General features: G+C 70.3%; 18 protein-coding genes. 9 read left to right on the top strand and 9 right to left on the bottom strand.

All coding sequences use genetic code 11. The annotated features are described in order from the left end of the window. Nucleotides 1-55: 55 nt before the first annotated feature. The 3 genes from NBZ83_RS06890 to NBZ83_RS06880 all read right to left on the bottom strand — a co-directional run bounded on the left by NBZ83_RS06890 (nucleotide 56) and on the right by NBZ83_RS06880 (nucleotide 2,387). A complete protein-coding gene (locus NBZ83_RS06890; RefSeq protein WP_261565500.1) occupies nucleotides 56-670 on the bottom strand; it encodes a class I SAM-dependent methyltransferase in 615 nt (204 codons plus the stop codon). Between the two features lie 335 nt (nucleotides 671-1,005). After that, nucleotides 1,006-1,497 (bottom strand): hypothetical protein, encoded by a 492-nt coding sequence (locus NBZ83_RS06885; protein ID WP_261574553.1) that lies wholly within the window; start codon nucleotides 1,495-1,497, stop codon nucleotides 1,006-1,008. 227 nt (nucleotides 1,498-1,724) lie between these two features. Next, nucleotides 1,725-2,387: a TetR/AcrR family transcriptional regulator gene (locus NBZ83_RS06880; protein ID WP_261574552.1), complete on the bottom strand. Its 663-nt coding sequence runs from the start codon at nucleotides 2,385-2,387 to the stop codon at nucleotides 1,725-1,727. Nucleotides 2,388-2,483: 96 nt separating this feature from the next. Here NBZ83_RS06880 and NBZ83_RS06875 point away from each other — a divergent pair, with 96 nt between their 5' ends. The 3 genes from NBZ83_RS06875 to NBZ83_RS06865 all read left to right on the top strand — a co-directional run bounded on the left by NBZ83_RS06875 (nucleotide 2,484) and on the right by NBZ83_RS06865 (nucleotide 3,718). After that, the gene (locus NBZ83_RS06875) at nucleotides 2,484-2,849 is read left to right on the top strand and encodes a DsrE family protein (RefSeq protein WP_261565503.1); all 366 of its coding nucleotides are present in this window, start codon (nucleotides 2,484-2,486) and stop codon (nucleotides 2,847-2,849) included. A 96-nt stretch (nucleotides 2,850-2,945) separates the two neighbouring features. After that, nucleotides 2,946-3,431, top strand: a complete 486-nt coding sequence (locus tag NBZ83_RS06870) for a nuclear transport factor 2 family protein (protein WP_261574551.1) — start codon at nucleotides 2,946-2,948, stop codon at nucleotides 3,429-3,431. A gap of 107 nt (nucleotides 3,432-3,538) precedes the next feature. Beyond that, nucleotides 3,539-3,718, top strand: a complete 180-nt coding sequence (locus NBZ83_RS06865; RefSeq protein WP_261565505.1) for a PIN domain-containing protein — start codon at nucleotides 3,539-3,541, stop codon at nucleotides 3,716-3,718. Between the two features lie 90 nt (nucleotides 3,719-3,808). On the opposite strand, the gene NBZ83_RS06860 is transcribed toward NBZ83_RS06865, so the two are convergent. Beyond that, nucleotides 3,809-4,912 carry a ferredoxin--NADP reductase gene (locus tag NBZ83_RS06860; RefSeq protein ID WP_261574550.1) on the bottom strand — a complete coding sequence of 368 codons (1,104 nt, stop codon included), beginning with the start codon at nucleotides 4,910-4,912 and terminating at the stop codon, nucleotides 3,809-3,811. A 624-nt stretch (nucleotides 4,913-5,536) separates the two neighbouring features. On the opposite strand from NBZ83_RS06860, the gene NBZ83_RS06855 reads away from it, so the two are divergent. After that, nucleotides 5,537-6,613: a Rieske 2Fe-2S domain-containing protein gene (locus tag NBZ83_RS06855; RefSeq protein WP_261565507.1), complete on the top strand. Its 1,077-nt coding sequence runs from the start codon at nucleotides 5,537-5,539 to the stop codon at nucleotides 6,611-6,613. Between the two features lie 209 nt (nucleotides 6,614-6,822). Here the strand turns inward: NBZ83_RS06855 and NBZ83_RS06850 are convergent, their stop codons facing one another. From NBZ83_RS06850 to NBZ83_RS06840, 3 genes are all read right to left on the bottom strand, one after another. Then, entirely contained in the window at nucleotides 6,823-7,029 is a 207-nt protein-coding gene (locus NBZ83_RS06850) for a hypothetical protein (protein WP_261565508.1), read from the bottom strand. A 49-nt stretch (nucleotides 7,030-7,078) separates the two neighbouring features. Then, entirely contained in the window at nucleotides 7,079-8,434 is a 1,356-nt protein-coding gene (locus NBZ83_RS06845; protein ID WP_261565509.1) for an NtaA/DmoA family FMN-dependent monooxygenase, read from the bottom strand. 87 nt (nucleotides 8,435-8,521) lie between these two features. Further along, nucleotides 8,522-9,544 carry an alpha/beta hydrolase fold domain-containing protein gene (locus NBZ83_RS06840; RefSeq protein ID WP_261574549.1) on the bottom strand — a complete coding sequence of 341 codons (1,023 nt, stop codon included), beginning with the start codon at nucleotides 9,542-9,544 and terminating at the stop codon, nucleotides 8,522-8,524. Between the two features lie 111 nt (nucleotides 9,545-9,655). Between NBZ83_RS06840 and NBZ83_RS06835 the strand changes: the two genes are divergently transcribed. Further along, entirely contained in the window at nucleotides 9,656-10,510 is an 855-nt protein-coding gene (locus NBZ83_RS06835; protein WP_261565511.1) for a TetR/AcrR family transcriptional regulator, read from the top strand. Here NBZ83_RS06835 and prpB read toward each other — a convergent pair. Both prpB and NBZ83_RS06825 read right to left on the bottom strand, forming a co-directional pair. Further along, the gene (gene prpB, locus NBZ83_RS06830) at nucleotides 10,430-11,344 is read right to left on the bottom strand and encodes a methylisocitrate lyase (RefSeq protein WP_261565512.1); all 915 of its coding nucleotides are present in this window, start codon (nucleotides 11,342-11,344) and stop codon (nucleotides 10,430-10,432) included. The genes NBZ83_RS06835 and prpB overlap by 81 nt on opposite strands. Further along, nucleotides 11,344-12,852, bottom strand: coding sequence for an MmgE/PrpD family protein (locus NBZ83_RS06825; protein WP_261574548.1), 1,509 nt, complete (start codon nucleotides 12,850-12,852; stop codon nucleotides 11,344-11,346). The genes prpB and NBZ83_RS06825 overlap by 1 nt, the downstream gene beginning before the upstream one ends. 98 nt (nucleotides 12,853-12,950) lie before the next feature. Between NBZ83_RS06825 and NBZ83_RS06820 the strand changes: the two genes are divergently transcribed. The 4 genes from NBZ83_RS06820 (at nucleotide 12,951) to NBZ83_RS06805 (ending at nucleotide 15,887) form a co-directional block, all read left to right on the top strand. Beyond that, nucleotides 12,951-14,249 carry an acetyl-CoA hydrolase/transferase family protein gene (locus NBZ83_RS06820; RefSeq protein ID WP_261565514.1) on the top strand — a complete coding sequence of 433 codons (1,299 nt, stop codon included), beginning with the start codon at nucleotides 12,951-12,953 and terminating at the stop codon, nucleotides 14,247-14,249. A gap of 58 nt (nucleotides 14,250-14,307) precedes the next feature. Beyond that, nucleotides 14,308-14,628, top strand: coding sequence for a hypothetical protein (locus NBZ83_RS06815; RefSeq protein WP_261565515.1), 321 nt, complete (start codon nucleotides 14,308-14,310; stop codon nucleotides 14,626-14,628). A gap of 67 nt (nucleotides 14,629-14,695) precedes the next feature. Continuing rightward, complete coding sequence (locus NBZ83_RS06810; protein WP_261556472.1) at nucleotides 14,696-14,863, top strand: hypothetical protein; 168 nt, start codon at nucleotides 14,696-14,698, stop codon at nucleotides 14,861-14,863. A 124-nt stretch (nucleotides 14,864-14,987) separates the two neighbouring features. After that, entirely contained in the window at nucleotides 14,988-15,887 is a 900-nt protein-coding gene (locus NBZ83_RS06805) for an SAM-dependent methyltransferase (RefSeq protein WP_261565517.1), read from the top strand. Nucleotides 15,888-15,942: the final 55 nt, after the last annotated feature.

Genomic DNA, 15,942 nt, shown 5'->3' with positions numbered 1-15,942 from the left:
CGACCACTGCTCTTGCGTCCACGGGCGGCGCCTGCCTACCTGCGCGCTGCGGGCATCAGGTCGGTTTCGACGCGATGCCCTCGTAGGCGAAGCCGAGCTGGGCCGTCCCTCGCATCGGATAGGTGCTGGCCGACTCCAGGGCCAGTCCGGACTTCTCGACCAGGTCGTCGATCCGGCGGTTGAGGTGGCAGCCTCCGGCGATCCTGCTCCAGGCGGGTGCGAGCCGGTCCTGCCAGCGGGCGACGGTGGGCCGGGGTGAGCGGCCGTGCTCGGTGAAGTGCAGTGTGCCGCCGGGCCGCAGTACGCGATGGATCTCGCGCAGTGCCCGTTCGGTGTCGGGGATGGTGCACAGTGTCCAGGTGGTGAGGACGTGGTCGACCGACGCGTCCGGAAGAGGCAGCGCCTGACCGTCGTCGCCGATGAACTCGACCGTGACGGGCGCGGCGGCGATGCGGGGTGCGGCGAGCGTGCGTCCGACGGCGGCGGGCTCGACCGCGAGCAGGCGGGTGACTCCCGCCGGAAGGTGCGCGATGTTGCGTCCCGACCCGAAGCCGATCTCCAGAACCTCGCCGGACAGCCCGGCCGCGACGCGCGCCCTGGCCTCCTCCACCGGCCGGCCGAGGACGAGATCGACGATGCGGGGCAGCACCTGGTCGTCATAGAAGCCCATCACGACTCCTCATCGGGGGCCCGGGCGGCCGTTTCGCCGAGCAGCTCCCGAGCAAGCAGCGTGGCCGTGGTGCCCTGCCGGCGTTGCGGCGACCAGCCGAGGGTACCCGTGGCGACACCGTGGCCTGACAGCCGAGCCCGCGGACGACGTCGGATCCTGGCAGACACAGGAGGCCGGAGCGCACGGTGCCAGCGGACGCGGTAAACGTTCACGGACCTTGACGGAAGATTCAGATCAAACTACGAATCAGATTTCTGGTCGTCTGTCCCACCCGCCCGGTTCAGTGCTTACCAGAGAGATCCCGTCGAGTCGATCGTATTCTCGTGCGATGATGGTCATGAAGCAAAGGCAGTTCCCGTGACGTCGCTCGCTATGTGAACCGACTCGTGGCCGTAGACGTCGGGTCGGTCCACTCGCAGTACAAGGCAGAACGCGCGTTCAGCACCGTAGGTTCTGCGCAGCTCCTCGAACTGGCACCGCAAGAAATGTGCGCCGGCAAGGTTGGTGATACCCGTCTGGCCGGCAATTAGGAACAGCGGCCGAGCGTGCGGGGAAGGAAATACTCTTGCAAGTATTACATATTCTCGCAGGCCGGGTTCACGAACAAACTCGGAACTGCCCGCGACTATCGCGATCGAGTCCGGCTGATCTCGGTTGTACGGTGTGAAACTTGCGCCGGGGAGGTAGGTTGTAATGTGACCGGCTGTTCTGCCGTTGGCAAAGGGTCCGCCGATGCAGAACTCAACCCGACCGCCAATTCCTCCTTGGAATTGATCGGGCTGGAAAATTTGAAATGCGGTGCCTCCGTCGCTGGCGATACTCGCCACCTCAACTACTGGATGTTGGATCCCGGGGGCGGGGTGACGGCGGATGGTGTCGCGTCGAGTGGGCGTTGGTCGAGGGCGCGGTGGGCCGATGGGTGTTGACCTGCTCGGCGTAGCTGCCGCGGGCGAGGAGCCGGAACCGGTTGCCTTGGTCCTCAGGGTTCATCGGCAGGTTCCGTGCTCGTTCGGCAACCCAGACTGCGGTCGGATGTCGTGCACTCACCGAATACTTACTGCGGATTACTGGTTTCGTCTGGTGTTTCGTTTCGTCTCGCCTCGGCGAGACCCAGGCGGCGGCGCACCACCCGGCGGCCCAGGTCCAGTACCGAGGGATCGTCGTACATCACGAAGCTCGTGTCGGCCGCCAGGAGTGTGCCGTTGAGCTCCAGGGCGAGCTCCGCCGGGTCCTCGTCGCGTGGCAGCTGCTGGAGGTTGACCGCTGTTCGCGCAAAGTCGCGGATGAGCTGGACGAAGCCGGAGTGGAACTCGGCGACCTTCTCCTGTACTGGTCCGCGGTGCGTCCCCATCTCCAGTGCGGCGCCCGCGAAGAAGCACCCGCCGGGGAGGACCCGCCGTTCGAGATGATCGAAGTAGGCGTCGCAGAACGCGAGGAGCTGGGGCACACCCGGGTCGGCCTTCAGCGAGGGCTCGATGACCTCCGCCTGGAAGGCTGCGCCAGCCGCCTCGACGGTTGCGAGCTGCAGGTCCTGCTTGGAGTCGAAGTGGGCGTAGATGCCGCCCTTGCTCATGCCCAGGTCCTTGGCGAGGTTGCCGATGCTCAGGCCCTCGAGGCCGTCGACGGTCGACAACCGCACCGCCGCGTCGAGGATCGCGGCGCGGGTACGCACCCCGTCCGCTCGTCGCTGGCGTGTGTGCGCTGTCCTCTCCGCCATGACCCACATCCTAGTTGACGCACAAGACGATCGTTCGTACTCTGACCTAGTAAACACGAACGTTCGTTCTGACTCTTGCTGAAGGAGGGTTCGCCGATGGCGAGCAAGGCGGTCATCAGCCTGACCACGGGTCTGGAGGACCTCGAGAAGGTCACCGTCGCGTTTCTCGTGGCGGTCGGTGCCGCGGAGACCGGTAGGGAGACACTCATGTTCCTGACCCAGGAGGCGGTCCGGCTCGCACTGCCCGGCAACGCGAAGGGTGAGGGTTGTGCCGGCTGCCCACCGCTGGAGGCGCTCGTCGAGCGATACCGGGCCGCCGGTGGCCGCTACTTCGTGTGCCCGATCTGCGTCGACGCCCGCAGGATCGACGCCGGCGTGCTGATCGAGGGCGCGGAGCTGAACGGCACGATCCCGATGTGGAACTGGATCGGCGACGACGGCGCGACGACCTTCAGCTACTGACAGTTACTAGGCCGGCGTCATCTCGCCGAGCGCCTCTCGATTCCGCCGACGGTGGACCCGGGGACGTGGTGTTCGCCGTTGCGGAAGGCTCAGATCATGACGGTGGCACAGCCTGCGGATCTCGCCGGACTTGGGCGGGCCGAGGACCTGTTGCAGTCCGTGGTGGCCGCCAACGACGCCGTGGGGCTCGCCGGAGTGCTGCACGACGATCTCGTCGCCCGGGGGCACGACGGTCTGCTCCACGGCAAGGCCGAGGACGTCGCGGGCTACGCGTCGGGTGCCTTCGCCGTGACCTCGTACGCCGAGCCGCGCCGGCACTGTCTGCTCCACGGCGCGACAGGAGTCACTTTCGTACGCGCCGCGATCACCGCCCGCATCAACAGTGTTCTTGCCGAGGTCGATGCCGCGGCCGTCCGGGCCGGGATCTCCCGCGTGGAGTACCTGCGGCGGACGCTCGCCGCCGAGGCTGAGTGGGCGTCGCGTGGCGCCCACACCCCGCTCGTCCGGGAGGACTGGGCGCAGCTGGGTGAACTGATCTCGGACATCGCCGGCGAGGACGTGATGCGAGGGGCCTGGTCGTGACCGAAGGCTGGCTCATCGACAGGTCGGCGCTGGTCGGAATACCGGCCCATGGTGACGAGCCTGCCTGGTCACGAAGAGTCGATCAAGGCCTGGTGCACATGTGTGCGGTGACCCTGCTCGAAGTCGGCTGTTCGGCGCGCAACGGGCCAGAGCACACCCGGCTCCTGGACACCCTGCCGCTCGCACGCATGATCGTCGAGTGGGACATGCCGGCCGCCGTAACCCGACGTGCCTATTTCGATCGGATCGCCGACCTGACCAGCCAGCCACTGTGCTGGCTTTCCTGATCTTCCGACCCTCCGTGCCGGCCCGCGACGGGCATGCACTCGGTGTTGTCGCCATTTGGCGCCTCAGTATCCTTCGACAGCCGCCTGGCTTCAGAACACGATCTCGATGTCGTCGCTTTCCGGTACCGACTGGCAGGTCAGGATGTAGCCGTCCGTCACGTCGATCGGGTCCAACACCTCGTCGCGTAGCATCCGCACCTTGCCTCTGACGACCTGTGCCGTGCAGGTCCCGCACTCGCCCTCGCGACACGAATAAGGCGCATCAATGCCGCGATCCAACAGCAGGTCGGTCAACGGAACCGTCACCGGCCAGACGAGATCGTGCGTCTTTCCCATGAGCTGCACCTTCACCGCGACGGTCCTGACGTCGTCGGCCGTATCCGGCACTGGGACGGGAACATCGGTGAACGGATCTCCGCTCAGCGACCTGAAGACCTCGGTGTGCATCCGGTCACGGGGGACACGCAGCGCCGTGAGGGCCTCGTTCACCACCGCCATGAACGGAGCGGGACCGCACGTGAAGGCCTCGAAGGCGGCATAGGGCGACAGCAGTACCTGGAGCTGCTCGCGGGATGGCAGGCCCTGCACGGTCTCGAGCCAGTGCAGGACGGCGAGTCGATCGGGCGAGCGCCGGGCGAGCGCAATGAGCTCCTCCCGGAAAATGACCGAGCTCTCGTCCCGGTTGGCATAGAGCAGCACGATTCGACCCGAGCCCTGCGAGAGCGCCGACTTCAGGATCGAGATCAGTGGCGTGATGCCGCTGCCGCCGCCGCACAACAGGAGGTCGCCGTCGAGCGACTTCGGTACGAAGACTCCGCCGGGCGGCAGGACCTGGATCTCCATACCGGCCGCGATGTTGTCGCAGAGCCAGTTTGATCCGTAGCCGGCGGGGGTCCTCTTGACGGTGACCTTCAACTCGTCGTCCACGAAGGGCGAGCTGGAGATCGAGTAGCAGCGCGAAACCGAGCCGGTCTGATCACTGGGTATGCGCAGGGTCAGGAACTGGCCGGGCTTGTATTCGAACATCGCCGCGTCCGCCGTGTCGACCTCGAAGACGATCGACACGGCGTCGGGGGATTCCTTGGCGACGCGTGCGACCCGCAGAACACGGGAGTGGCCGCCGGGGGCGGTGTCCGTGGTCATGGCTGCGTTGGTTGGGATGGCGAGCTCCTGGTTTCCGGCATGTTCCAGCATTGATCATCGGGTTCGTGTGCCTGGGCTGGTTCGCGAGATCAGCCCGTCCCGGGGATGGCGCCCGCCGGCCATCGCTGGTCGTCGGCAGCCGCGTCGGTCGACCTCATGGGCGGAGCTCCCTTCGGACGAGTCGGGGGCGTCGTCGTGAGCCGTCGAGTGCGGCGTGCCGTTGCCGGAAATGACCATGAACCCCATGGTCGGAGCGGCTTTCCTCGGGAGTCATCCCGCCGTCACCGTAGTTGGGAACGTCGTTCCCGAGCAAGAGGCCGAGCGCGGTGAGGTGCCGCCGGCGCGCGCAGCATGGTCGACGCCTGTGGCGGGCCGGGTCCTTTGCGTGGTCGACGCCGTCGAGGACCTCCATGGCGGGCGTCCGTGGATCTTCGCTGTGGTCCTCGCCTGACGGCAGGTGGCGCTGGTCGGCGACGGGCGACCGGCACGCCGTACCACGGGCCGTCCGGGCGCCCGGCCGGGTCGCAAGCGGCCTCGCGGCCTCGCGGTCGGACTTGCGTGGGAATGCCATTCCCACCTAATGTGTTCGACATTGGGGCAGGTGCGGAAGGTCGGCTCGTCAGGCCCTCTCAACAACGTCCAGGGGCTGCCGCCGCCACAAGGGAGAGCGACACTATGAAGCTGCACGGGTTGGACCTGGACCTGACGGGCTGGTTCCAGGTGGCGTGGTCCGGTGACATCGGCCCGGAGCAGGTCGTGCCCCTGCGCTACTTCGGGCGTGACCTGGTCGCCTACCGTGGCAAGGACGGCGTGGTGCGAGTCCATGATCGTTATTGCCGGCACCTCGGCGCGAGCCTCGCCCATGGCGGCTGTGTGGTGGACGACGGCATCCAGTGCCCCTTCCACGGCTGGGTGTGGGCCCCGGACGGTCACAACGTCTCGATCCCCTACCAGGACCGGCCGAACAAGGCCCGGCGGCTCGGGGCGTGGCCGGTGGTGGAACGCAACGAGTCGATCTACGTCTGGTTCGACCACGCCGGGCGCGAACCGTACTGGGACGTGCCCAGCGCCCTCACCGATGCTCCCCAGGCCGCGGAACGCGAGTTCCACCCGGCCTGGCCCGACGGCCGTGCTCACTACCGCGACCTGCATATCCACCCGCAGATGGTCGTCGAGAACGCCGTGGACCCGCAGCACTTCCGTTTCGTCCACCGAACCCCGGACACCCCGGTCATCCTCGAGGAGCGCGTCGAGGGACCGACCTGGTGGGCGCGGGCCGGCTTCGGCGGCGGCTGGCTGCGCCACGCCCACGACAGCGATGGAAAGCTGCGCACCGACTCCTACAACACCCTCGAAATCATCTGGTCGGGGATGGGCGTCAGTGTCAACGTCGAACACACCGGTGAGGGCGTTCGGATCATCACGATCAACGTCACCCCGGTCGAGGACGGCAAGACCGAGATCTTCGCCACCTACTGGATCGACCGCAACGACGGAGACCTGGCCGATGGCAGCTACCAGCGCAGACTCGAGCAGACCAAGACCGCGCTGCCCGACGACGTCCTGATCTGGGAGAACCAGATCTACCTCGACCCGCCGGCGCCCACCGCCTCCGAGGCCAGCGGGTTCCGCCGGATGCGTGCCTGGGCCAACCAGTTTTATCCCGATGGCGGTGCCAAGAACGGCCCGAACACCGTCGGTGACAACCATATCCCGACGGCGGCCACCCTCAAGGCGGGCGTTTCCTCCTAGTCCGCGCCGTCCTCCCAGCCTGCGCCGTCCTCCCAGCCTGCGCCGTCCTCCCAGCCTGCGCCGTCCTCCCAGCCTGCGCCGTCCAGCCGGCCAGGCGGCGCAGGAACAGATCACCACGGCGTCGGGCCGACTGTTCAGCAGCGGTCCGGCGCCTCGCGGGGGTGCTGAGCGCGCGCCGAGATGGTGCGGCCTGCCGGCGGCCGGCGGGGTCAGCGGGCCGCCTGGATCGCGGCGTGTAGTGCCGCGTGCAGCCGGGTGGCGGCGGCGCTGGCCCCGTCCGCGACGATGTCGCCCCTGAGCACCTCGATGCCGAGGTTCTCGACGTGGCGGGCGAGGTCGACGGCGTCGGCGAGGACCGCCCGGGGCCCGCGGGCGACGGTGACCGGCCCCTGGTCCAGCACGGACAGGGCGGTCAACGCGGGACCATCCTGGCGGCGGGACTCGGGCCCGGGGAGATGACGGGCTTCATCGTCGGGCCTCCCGGGCCTCCCGGGCCTGCCGGGCCCCGTCCGGCAGCGGAAGGCCGAGCCGTTCACGCAGGGTGGCCTCGCCGTATTCGTGTGGCCACAGTCCGCGGCGCCGCAGGATCGGGAGAACGTGATCGACGAAGGCGGGCAGACCGTCGGCGATGACGTCGGGCATCAGGGTGAAGCCGTCCGCCGCGCCGACCCGGTGCCAGTGCTCGATGACGTCGGCGACATGCTCGGGCGTCCCGGCCGCGACGAGGTGACCGGTCCACCGCGGACGCAGCAGGGCCCGCACCGTGAGCCCACGATGGGCGCGTTCGAGCAGGCCGGCGTCGAGCACGTCCACCGCGCCCTCGATCCCGAGCGGCGGCAGGGATCTGGGCGGGATGGGACGGTCCGGGTCGAGCGTGGCGACGTCGAGGTGGAGCCTGGCGGCGAGCCGGGCGAGGTCGCCGTCCCGGTAGGCCAGCTCGTCGAGGCGTTCGAGCCGGGCGGCGGCCTCGGCCTCGGTGCTGCCGATCGAGGTCATCAGGCCGGGCAGGATCGCGATCGACGCGGGATCCCGGCCGTAGGCGGCGGCGCGGGCCCGGATGTCGGCGGCATACGCGCGGGCCGTCTCGGTGGTCGTCGCCCCGGAGAAGACGGCGTCGGCGGTGCGGGCGGCCAGGTCGCGTCCGGGCTCGGAGGCGCCGGCCTGGAAGATCACCGGGTGCCCCTGTTCCGAGGGTGGTAGCGGCAGCGGGCCGCGCACGTCGAAGTGCTCGCCATGGTGATGAACGGGTCGCAGCCGCTCGGCGTCGGTGAAGCGGCCCGTCGCCACGTCGGCGAGCAGGGCGCCGGGTTGCCAGCTGGCCCACAGCGCCCGCACCACGTCGGTGAACTCGTTGCCCCGCCCGTAGCGGTCGGGCCGCTCGGCGATGCCGGCGCCGCCGAAGTTCTCGGCCACCACCGGGACGAAGGTGGTGACGGTGTTCCAGCCTGCCCGGCCGTGACTGATCAGGTCGAGCGACTGGAACCGGCGGGCGATGTTGTAGGGCTCGTTGAAGCTGGTCGAGGCGGTGCCGATCAGCCCGATGCGGCTGGTGGCGCGGGCGATGGCGGTGAGGACCAGGGTTGGTTCGAGGAAGTAGGCCTCCTGCGGGTGGTCGGTGATGTCGCCCCACAGGCCCGGCACGTCGGAGAGGAACACCGCGTCGAGCAGCCCGCGCTCGGCGGTTCGGGCGGCCTGTACCCAGCGGTCGATGGAGGCGAAGGTGTGCGGATCGCTCGCGGGCCAGCGCCACGCTCCGGGATGGACCCCGCTCGCCGCGCCGACGAGATGGACGGTCAGATGCAGTGGGCGCCGACTGGTCACCGGGATTTCTCCTGTCGCCACAACGTGATCGTCCTCGGCCTCGGCCATTTCAACGCAACGCACCTGCTGGTTCGGGCACGCCGACGCTCAGCGAGGTGGGGCGGACCCGGCGGGGTGCAACGCGCGGACCAGGGCCTCGGTCTGGGCACGCCGGGACGCCTGACTGATGGCGGCCTCGGGTACGACCACGTCGAAGCCATGCGTGGCCCCCGGGTACAGGTGAAGTTCCACGGGCACGTCGGCCTGAGTCAGCCGGCTCGCGAAGTCCAGTACCTCGTCCCGGGCGAGTTCGAGATCGCCCGACGTCAGGAAGGTCGGCGGCAGGCCGGCGAGGCCCGAGGCGCGGGCCGGCGCGGCGTAGGGGGAGACGTCCGCGCCAGGGGCGGCCGCCGGGCCGAGATAGGAGGCCCAGCTGCGTTGCGAGCCGGCCCTGTTCCAGGTGCGCGGGTCGGTGATGGCATGGCTCGACGGGGTCGTGTGCCGGTCGTCCAGGACCGGCGCATGCAGTAGCAGCAACGCCGGTAGCGGCTCGTGATGGTCGCGCAGATACAGCGCCAGGCCGGCCGCGATGGCCGCGCCCGCACTGGAGCCGACGATGGCCGAACGCGCCGGATCGATGCCGAGCTCCGCCGCGACGTCACCGCGGCGGAGTCCGTCGGCGTCGGCGTCGTTGTCGGCGTCGTTGTCGGCGTCGTGCAGCCAACGCCAGACCGTCCGGACGTCGCGCAGCGCGGCCGGATACGGGTGCTGCGGTGCCAACCGGTAGCCGACCGACACCGTGACCGCCTGAGCGGAATGGGCGTACCACTCGCACTGGGCGTCGAACTGCTCGACCTCTCCCGCGGTGAAACCGCCGCCATGGACGAAGAGCACCACCGGTGCGAGAACGTCCGCCTCCACCGGCCGGTAGACCCGCACCGGAACGTCGGGTTCGCCGGGTCCATCCGCGGCGGGGACGAGGACGTCGGTCAGCTGGATGGTGCCTGGCCCGTCCCAGAGCCGGCCCAGGCCGGTGCGGGCGGCCGGGTTCAGGTGGCGGTCGAGCAACTGCGCGTCGATCCGGTTCTCCGGCGGCGGGGGCGGCGAGATGGTCGGGGATGGACTCGGCACCACGGCGGGCCCTTCGGTAGCCGGGAGCAGTATTTGACTCCCTGAACACTATATTGAACGATCGGGTTCAATCAACCTGTCCTACTGGCTTGCCGAGGGTATGATTGATGTGTGACCGTCGGCACCGCGGCCCATCGCGGCCGGATCGACAAGCGGGCCGCCATCCTTGATGCCGCGCTGCGCACGTTCATCCGTGAGGGCTATGGACTGGCGCGGGTGGAGACGATCGCCGAGCTGGCGGGAGTCGCCAAGCCGACCGTCTACAACCACTTCGGCGACAAGGAGACCCTTTTCCGGGTCGTCATTCTCGACGGCGCCTCACGCGCCAGTGATCACATGATCACTGCTCTCGACGCTCTCGCCGACGACGGCGACGACCTCGTCGGGGATCTGTCCCGCGTTGCTCGCGAGGTCATCGACTGCCAGCTCACCGAGGAGGGCTGGGCCCTCCAACGGTTGATGTACGCCGAGGCCGGCCGCTTCCCCGACCTGTTCGACGAGGCGCTGGCCCGCGGTGGGGCCCGCCTGCACAACGCCCTCGCCGGTCGGCTCGCCCGGCTGGCCCACCGCGGTCGCCTCGAACTCGCTGACCCCGACACCGCCGCGGCGCATTTCCTCGCCCTCATCTCCGGTGATCTTCCCGCCCTGTCCGCCCTCGGCACCAGGAAGGTGAGTGATGCCGAGCTGCGGGCGGCGATAGCCTCCGGGATCGAGACGTTCCTGCTCGCCTTTGCTCCCGGTCGTCGCCGCGCGGGCCGGGAAACCTGGCGCGGGCGCCGAGCCGCCGTCCCGACGGGGGACGCCGATGTCACCCCGCCGGGACGGGGCACTCCGCCGCGACGGCCGGAGTCGTCCTCCGGCGGCTCGACGGTCAACGCCACCTTGTCACCCGGCACCGGGAACGCCGGGGATGCGGTAGGTGAACACGCCGTCGTCGAAGGTGTTGTAGGCGGCGTAGTCGAGTAGTTCGTAGAGCCGGGACCGGTGCTGCATCCGGTCGACGAGTCCGGCCTGGGTGCCGTCGGCGGCGAGGCGGCGCAGGCCGTCCTCGACGGCGCCCATGGCGAGGCGCAGCAGCGTCACCGGGTAGATGACGACGTTCACGCCGACCGATGCGAGTGTCGCGGTGGTCAGCAGCTCGCTTTTGCCGAACTCGGTCATGTTGGCGAGGATCGGCACGTCCACGGCCGCGCGGGCGGCGGCGAACTCGGCGGCGTCCGCCAGCCCCTCCGGGAAGATCATGTCAGCGCCGGCGTCGACGTAGGCTCGGGCCCGGTCGAGCGCGGCGTCGAGTCCCTCGACCCCACGGGCGTCGGTGCGGGCGCAGAGGACGAAACTGGTGTCCCGGCGGGCGGTGACGGCCGCGCGGATCCGGCGGACCATCTCCTCGACGGGCACGACCGTCTTGCCGTCGAGATGGCCGCAGCGCTTCGGGTTGACCTGGTCCTCGAGATGACAGCCGGCGAGGCCGGCGTCCTCCAGGACCTGGATGCTGCGGGCGACGTTCATCGGCTCGCCGAAGCCGGTGTCGGCATCGGCGAGCGTCGGCAGGTCGGTGACCCGGGCGATCTGCCCGGCCCGGCCGGCGACCTCGGTGAGCGTGGTCAGGCCGATGTCGGGCAGGGCGAGGTCCGCGGACAGCGCCGCGCCGGAGACGTACACCCCCTCGAAGCCCAGCTCGGTGATGAGCACGGCGGACAGCGGGTTGAACGCCCCCGGGAAACGCAGCAGCCGACCTGAGGCGAGCTGCTCACGCAGCACTGCCCGGCGGACGTGGGCGGGAGTACGGGCGTGCAACATCAGAACAGTCCCGCCGTCTCGCCGGTGCCCAGCGGCCACTCGGGTACCAGTGTGAGCCCGCCGAGTTCGTCCGGGGCCAGCTCGGGGAGCCGGACGGCGACGTCGAGGAAGCGGTCCTGCTCCTCGGTGGTGATCATGCCTTCGGTCAGCCGGCGGAACTTCGCGATGTACTCGGGCCGGCCGAACGGCCGGGCGCCGAGTGGGTGGGCGTCGGCGAGCGCGATCTCGTCGAGGACGGTCTCGCCGTCGTCCAGTTCGACGACGACCCGGCCGCCGAACGCCTTCTCCGTCGGGTCGGTCGAATGGTAGCGGCGCGTCCACTCCTCGTCCTCGACCGTGACGATCTTCTTCCACAGTTCGACGGTGTCGGGCCGGGCCGCCCGCTGCGGGGCGTAGGACCGCTCGTGGTGCCATGTGCCGTCCTGCAGCGCCACGGCGACGATGTAGGGGATCGAGTGGTCGAGCGTCTCCCGGCTGGCCGTCGGCGAGTACTTCTGCGGGTCGCCCGCACCGGAACCGATCACGTGGTGGGTGTGGTGGCTGGTGTGCAGGGTGATCCGGCGGATCCTCGTCAGGTCGCCGAGGCGGGGACCGAGCCGGCGGGCCAGGTCGATGAACGCCTGGCTCTGGTACTCGGCGGAATGCTCCTTGGGGTAGGTGTCGAGGATGCCCCGCCTGGCCTCGCCCGGTCCGGGCAGCGACACCACGTACCGGGCGTCCGGCCCGTCGAGCAGCCAGGCTACGAAGCCGTCCTCGCCCTCGTAGGCCGGTGACGGCGCGCCCTGACCGCGCATCGCCCGGTCGACCGCTTCGATCGCGACCTTCCCGGCGAACGCCGGGGCGTACGCCTTCCAGCTGGAGATCTGCCCCTTGCGGGACTGCCGGGTCGTCGTCGTCGTGTGCAGTGCCTGCTGCACCGCCTGGTAGACGACCTCGGTGGGCAGGCCGATCAGCGTGCCGAGGCCGGCGGCGGCCGACGGGCCGAGGTGCGCGATGTGGTCGATCCTGTGCTGGTGCAGGCAGATGCCGCGGACCAGGGCGACCTGGATCTCGTAACCGGTGACGATCCCGCGGATCAGCTCCCGGCCGCCGAGGCCGAGGTGCTGCGCGGCGGCGATGATCGGCGGGATGTTGTCGCCGGGATGGGAGTACTCGGCGGCGAGGAACGTGTCGTGGAAGTCCAGCTCCCGCACGGCCACGCCGTTCGCCCACGCCGCCCACTCCGGCGACACCCGGACCTGCCCCGCCAGGCCGAACACCGTCGAGCCGGCGCGGCCGGGCGGGACCGGGTGGCGCACCGCCTGGTCACGAGCCGCGGTGACCGGCGCGCGGCGCAGCGACGCCACCGCGACCCCGGCGTTGTCGATCACCCGGTTGATCACCGTCTCCGCGACCTCGGGCAGCACCTCGACCGGATCGCTCGCCACCGCGGCGATCTTCCAGGCGAGCTGGTCCGGCCGCTCCAACCGCTCCGAACTGCGATGCACCCGCACCCTGTGGTCGATCATCTGTTGGCATCCTCCCCAAGCCGACTCTGGCACGCAGCCCGGGGGCGGTCGAGACGGCGAACGTGCCAACGTCGGCGACGCTCACGAGACGATGGGGTATGCGAGTCGTCAGCACGTCGGTGCTCGGGGAGTTGGTCGCGGGGCATCTCGCGGGTCGCGGTGACGGGGCCGGAGGGCGGCGGCCGGTGGTGGTGGCGTCGGGGAACTTCGCGAGCCCGGCGGTGGCTCTGCGGGTCGTCGACGAGGCGGTGGAGTCCTATCGGCTGTTCGTGCTCAACCCGCAGCCGGGTCTGCCGGTGCGGCCGGGGGTGGCGCACGTGACGCCGTTCGTCGGTCCCGGGATGCGGGGGCTGGCGACGTTGGAGTACGTGCCCTGCCGGTTGAGCCTGGTTCCTCGCCTGCTCGCCGGCCCGTACCGTCCCGACGTCGTCGTGGTGCACACCAGCCCGCCGGTGAACGGGCGGGTGTCACTGGGCACCGAGGTCAACATCCTGCCGGCAGCGGTGGAGGCGGCGCGGGCCGGTGGCGGGCTGGTTGTCGCCCAGCTCAATCCGGCGATGCCCTACACGTTCGGGGACGGGGAGCTGCCCCTGGACCTCGTCGACCTGGCTGTGGAGGCGCACCAGCCGCTGCCGCACCCGGCGGCCCGGCCCGTCGACGAGGTGGGACGGGCGATCGGGGAGCGGGTCGCCGCGTTGGTCGGCGACGGGGCGACCCTGCAGCTCGGGATCGGTGGGGTGCCGAACGCGACGCTCGCCGCGTTGACCGCCCGCCGCGGGCTGCGGGTGTGGACCGAGACGTTCTCCGACGGTGTGCTGGCCCTGGACCGGACCGGTGCCCTCGACACCAGCGCCGAGCTGGTCACCAGCTTCCTGTTCGGCTCGGCGGAGCTGTACGGCTGGGTGGACCGTAACCCGCGGGTGCGGCTGCTGCGCACGGAGACCGTCAACGATCCGGGCACGATCGCCCGCCAGCCGGCGATGACATCGATCAACACTGCGTTGCAGGTGGATCTGCACGCGCAGGTGAACGCCGCACACATCCGGGGCCGGGCGTGGTCGGGCTTCGGTGGGCAGCCCGATTTCGTCGCCGGTGCCCTGCACGCGCCCGGCGGGCACGCCGTGATCGCGCTGCCGAGTTGGCACGCCAAGTCGGACACGTCGACGGTCGTGGCGTCTCTCGGCGAGCCGACGACGAGCTTCCAGCACAGTTACCTCGTCAGCGAGCACGGCACCGCGTCGCTGTGGGGGGAGAGCATGCAGGGGCAGGCCCGGGAGATTATTGCCCACGTCGCCGACCCCCGCGCCCGCGACGGGCTCACCCGGCACGTCGAGGCCTGGTCCGTGGCGCCGCCTGGAGGGCGGGGAGACGGGCCGTCCGGCCGGGCCGCGGACTGAGCCGCAGAGGGGCCGATCGGCCCGTTTGCCCGGGCCGCTGGAGCGGGATGTCATCTCCATGAATCTCCCCGCCATGCATCGGTCCGGGTCGGCCGCGGTGTCCAGGCCGGAGGCCGCCAACCGCGCGGCTGGCGCGGACCCGCGGCCGCCACACCGGGCGATCGAGCCCGGCAGCCGGTCCTGCTGCTGCCCCTCCGAGCCGGTCGCGCAGGTGGTGCTCGCCCCGGTCGGGTCACGCGCCCACGAGATCGACCTCCTGCTGTGCGCTCACCACCTGCGGCGCAGCGTCCCGACGCTGAAATCACCAGGGGTCGCGATCTACGACCGGCACGGCAGACTCATCGAAGCCCCGGCCAGGGTGTTCGGCCGGGACCGCTGACCGCGAGCACGGTGACCTCATGCCAGGGGCAGGAGAGGGTCAGGAGAGGCGGTGACCCATGAAGTGGATGACACCACAGGGTTATCTGATCGAGGAAGCAGTCGTGCGGACCGTTCCCGACCGCCCGGCCAGGGTCCTTCGGGTGACCCGGGACGGGCGCGACGTCGACCACTATGCGTCCTGGGCTGACCTGATCGTCGCTTTCGACGTCCACCGGATGGTCGAGGTCGAGTGACGGGCTGGCCGCCACCTGCGATGGCGTCGTCGTTTCCCGACGAGGCACCGGGCGGGTGGCGGTTCGGCCCTCTCTCGTATCCTCATGCCGGCACCCGGGGTTGTTCGCACCGGTTTGGGTCGACATGTGGCAGCGAGGGGCAGTGGTGGACACGGAGATCGGCAGCGATCCGTACGGCTCCGAGGGCTCGGGCGGGACGTCGTGGTGGCGGTCCAGGGCCGACGAGCCGAAGCCGGTGGACCTGCGGGTGGACCTGCCTCACCCGGCTCGGATGTACGACTACTACCTGGGTGGGAAGGACAACTTCCCCGCCGATCGGAAGGCCGCCGAGCAGGCTCGGGCCGTCGCGCCGAACGCGAGCACCGCCGCCCGGGCCAACCGGGCGTTCATGGCCCGGGCGGTGCGTCACCTGGCCGGCGAGGTCGGCATCGACCAGTTCCTCGACATCGGCACGGGGATCCCGACCAGCCCGAACCTGCACGAGATCGCCCAGGAGGCCGTCGAGGGCGCCCGGGTCGTCTATGTGGACAACGACCCGATCGTGCTCGCCCACGCCCGGGCGCTGCTCACCGGCACCCCGACGGGGCGGACCGCCTACCTCGACGCCGACGTGCGGGACGTCAGGCGGATCCTGGCCGCCCCGGAGGTCGTGGACACCCTCGACCTGGCCCGGCCGGTGGCGCTGTCGCTGCTCGCGGTGGGCCACTTCCTGCCCGACTCCGACGACCCGGGTGGCATCGTCCGCCGGCTCGTCGACGCCCTGCCCGCCGGCAGCCACCTCGTCCTGTCTCATCTCACCCCCGACCACGACCCGTCGATCGAGGCCGGTGCCAGGGCCTACCGTGCGCAGGGGATTGCGCTGCGGCCTCGGACGCGCGCCGAGGTCGAGGCGCTGTTCGGCGGGCTGGAGCTGATCGACCCGGGGCTCGTGTCGGTGCACCGCTGGCGGCCCGACGCCGCCGTGCCGGCAGACCTGACCGACGCGCAGGTCAGCGCCTACGGCGCCATCGGCCGCAAGTCGTAGCTCCTCAGCAGGGGCGCAGGGCGGTCAGGCCGAAACCGCGGGGGAGGGGACGGCC

Origin of the sequence: Frankia gtarii (genome assembly GCF_025403375.1) — a bacterium.
Classification (GTDB): domain Bacteria; phylum Actinomycetota; class Actinomycetes; order Frankiales; family Frankiaceae; genus Frankia; species Frankia gtarii.
The sequence above is the reverse complement of the archived record's forward strand: the minus strand, read 5'-3'. Positions and strand labels throughout refer to the sequence as shown.

Excerpts from the sequence above, each read along its gene's own strand:
- NBZ83_RS06860 (WP_261574550.1), bottom strand. The coding sequence starts at position 4,912 with ATGCTGGAACATGCCGGAAACCAGGAGCTCGCCATCCCAACCAACGCA.
- NBZ83_RS06810 (WP_261556472.1), top strand. The coding sequence starts at position 14,696 with ATGACACCACAGGGTTATCTGATCGAGGAAGCAGTCGTGCGGACCGTT.
- NBZ83_RS06890 (WP_261565500.1), bottom strand. The coding sequence starts at position 670 with ATGGGCTTCTATGACGACCAGGTGCTGCCCCGCATCGTCGATCTCGTC.
- NBZ83_RS06880 (WP_261574552.1), bottom strand. The coding sequence starts at position 2,387 with ATGGCGGAGAGGACAGCGCACACACGCCAGCGACGAGCGGACGGGGTG.
- NBZ83_RS06825 (WP_261574548.1), bottom strand. The coding sequence starts at position 12,852 with ATGATCGACCACAGGGTGCGGGTGCATCGCAGTTCGGAGCGGTTGGAG.
- NBZ83_RS06870 (WP_261574551.1), top strand. The coding sequence starts at position 2,946 with ATGACGGTGGCACAGCCTGCGGATCTCGCCGGACTTGGGCGGGCCGAG.
- NBZ83_RS06855 (WP_261565507.1), top strand. The coding sequence starts at position 5,537 with ATGAAGCTGCACGGGTTGGACCTGGACCTGACGGGCTGGTTCCAGGTG.
- prpB (WP_261565512.1), bottom strand. The coding sequence starts at position 11,344 with ATGTTGCACGCCCGTACTCCCGCCCACGTCCGCCGGGCAGTGCTGCGT.
- NBZ83_RS06815 (WP_261565515.1), top strand. The coding sequence starts at position 14,308 with ATGAATCTCCCCGCCATGCATCGGTCCGGGTCGGCCGCGGTGTCCAGG.
- NBZ83_RS06805 (WP_261565517.1), top strand. The coding sequence starts at position 14,988 with ATGTGGCAGCGAGGGGCAGTGGTGGACACGGAGATCGGCAGCGATCCG.
- NBZ83_RS06875 (WP_261565503.1), top strand. The coding sequence starts at position 2,484 with ATGGCGAGCAAGGCGGTCATCAGCCTGACCACGGGTCTGGAGGACCTC.
- NBZ83_RS06820 (WP_261565514.1), top strand. The coding sequence starts at position 12,951 with ATGCGAGTCGTCAGCACGTCGGTGCTCGGGGAGTTGGTCGCGGGGCAT.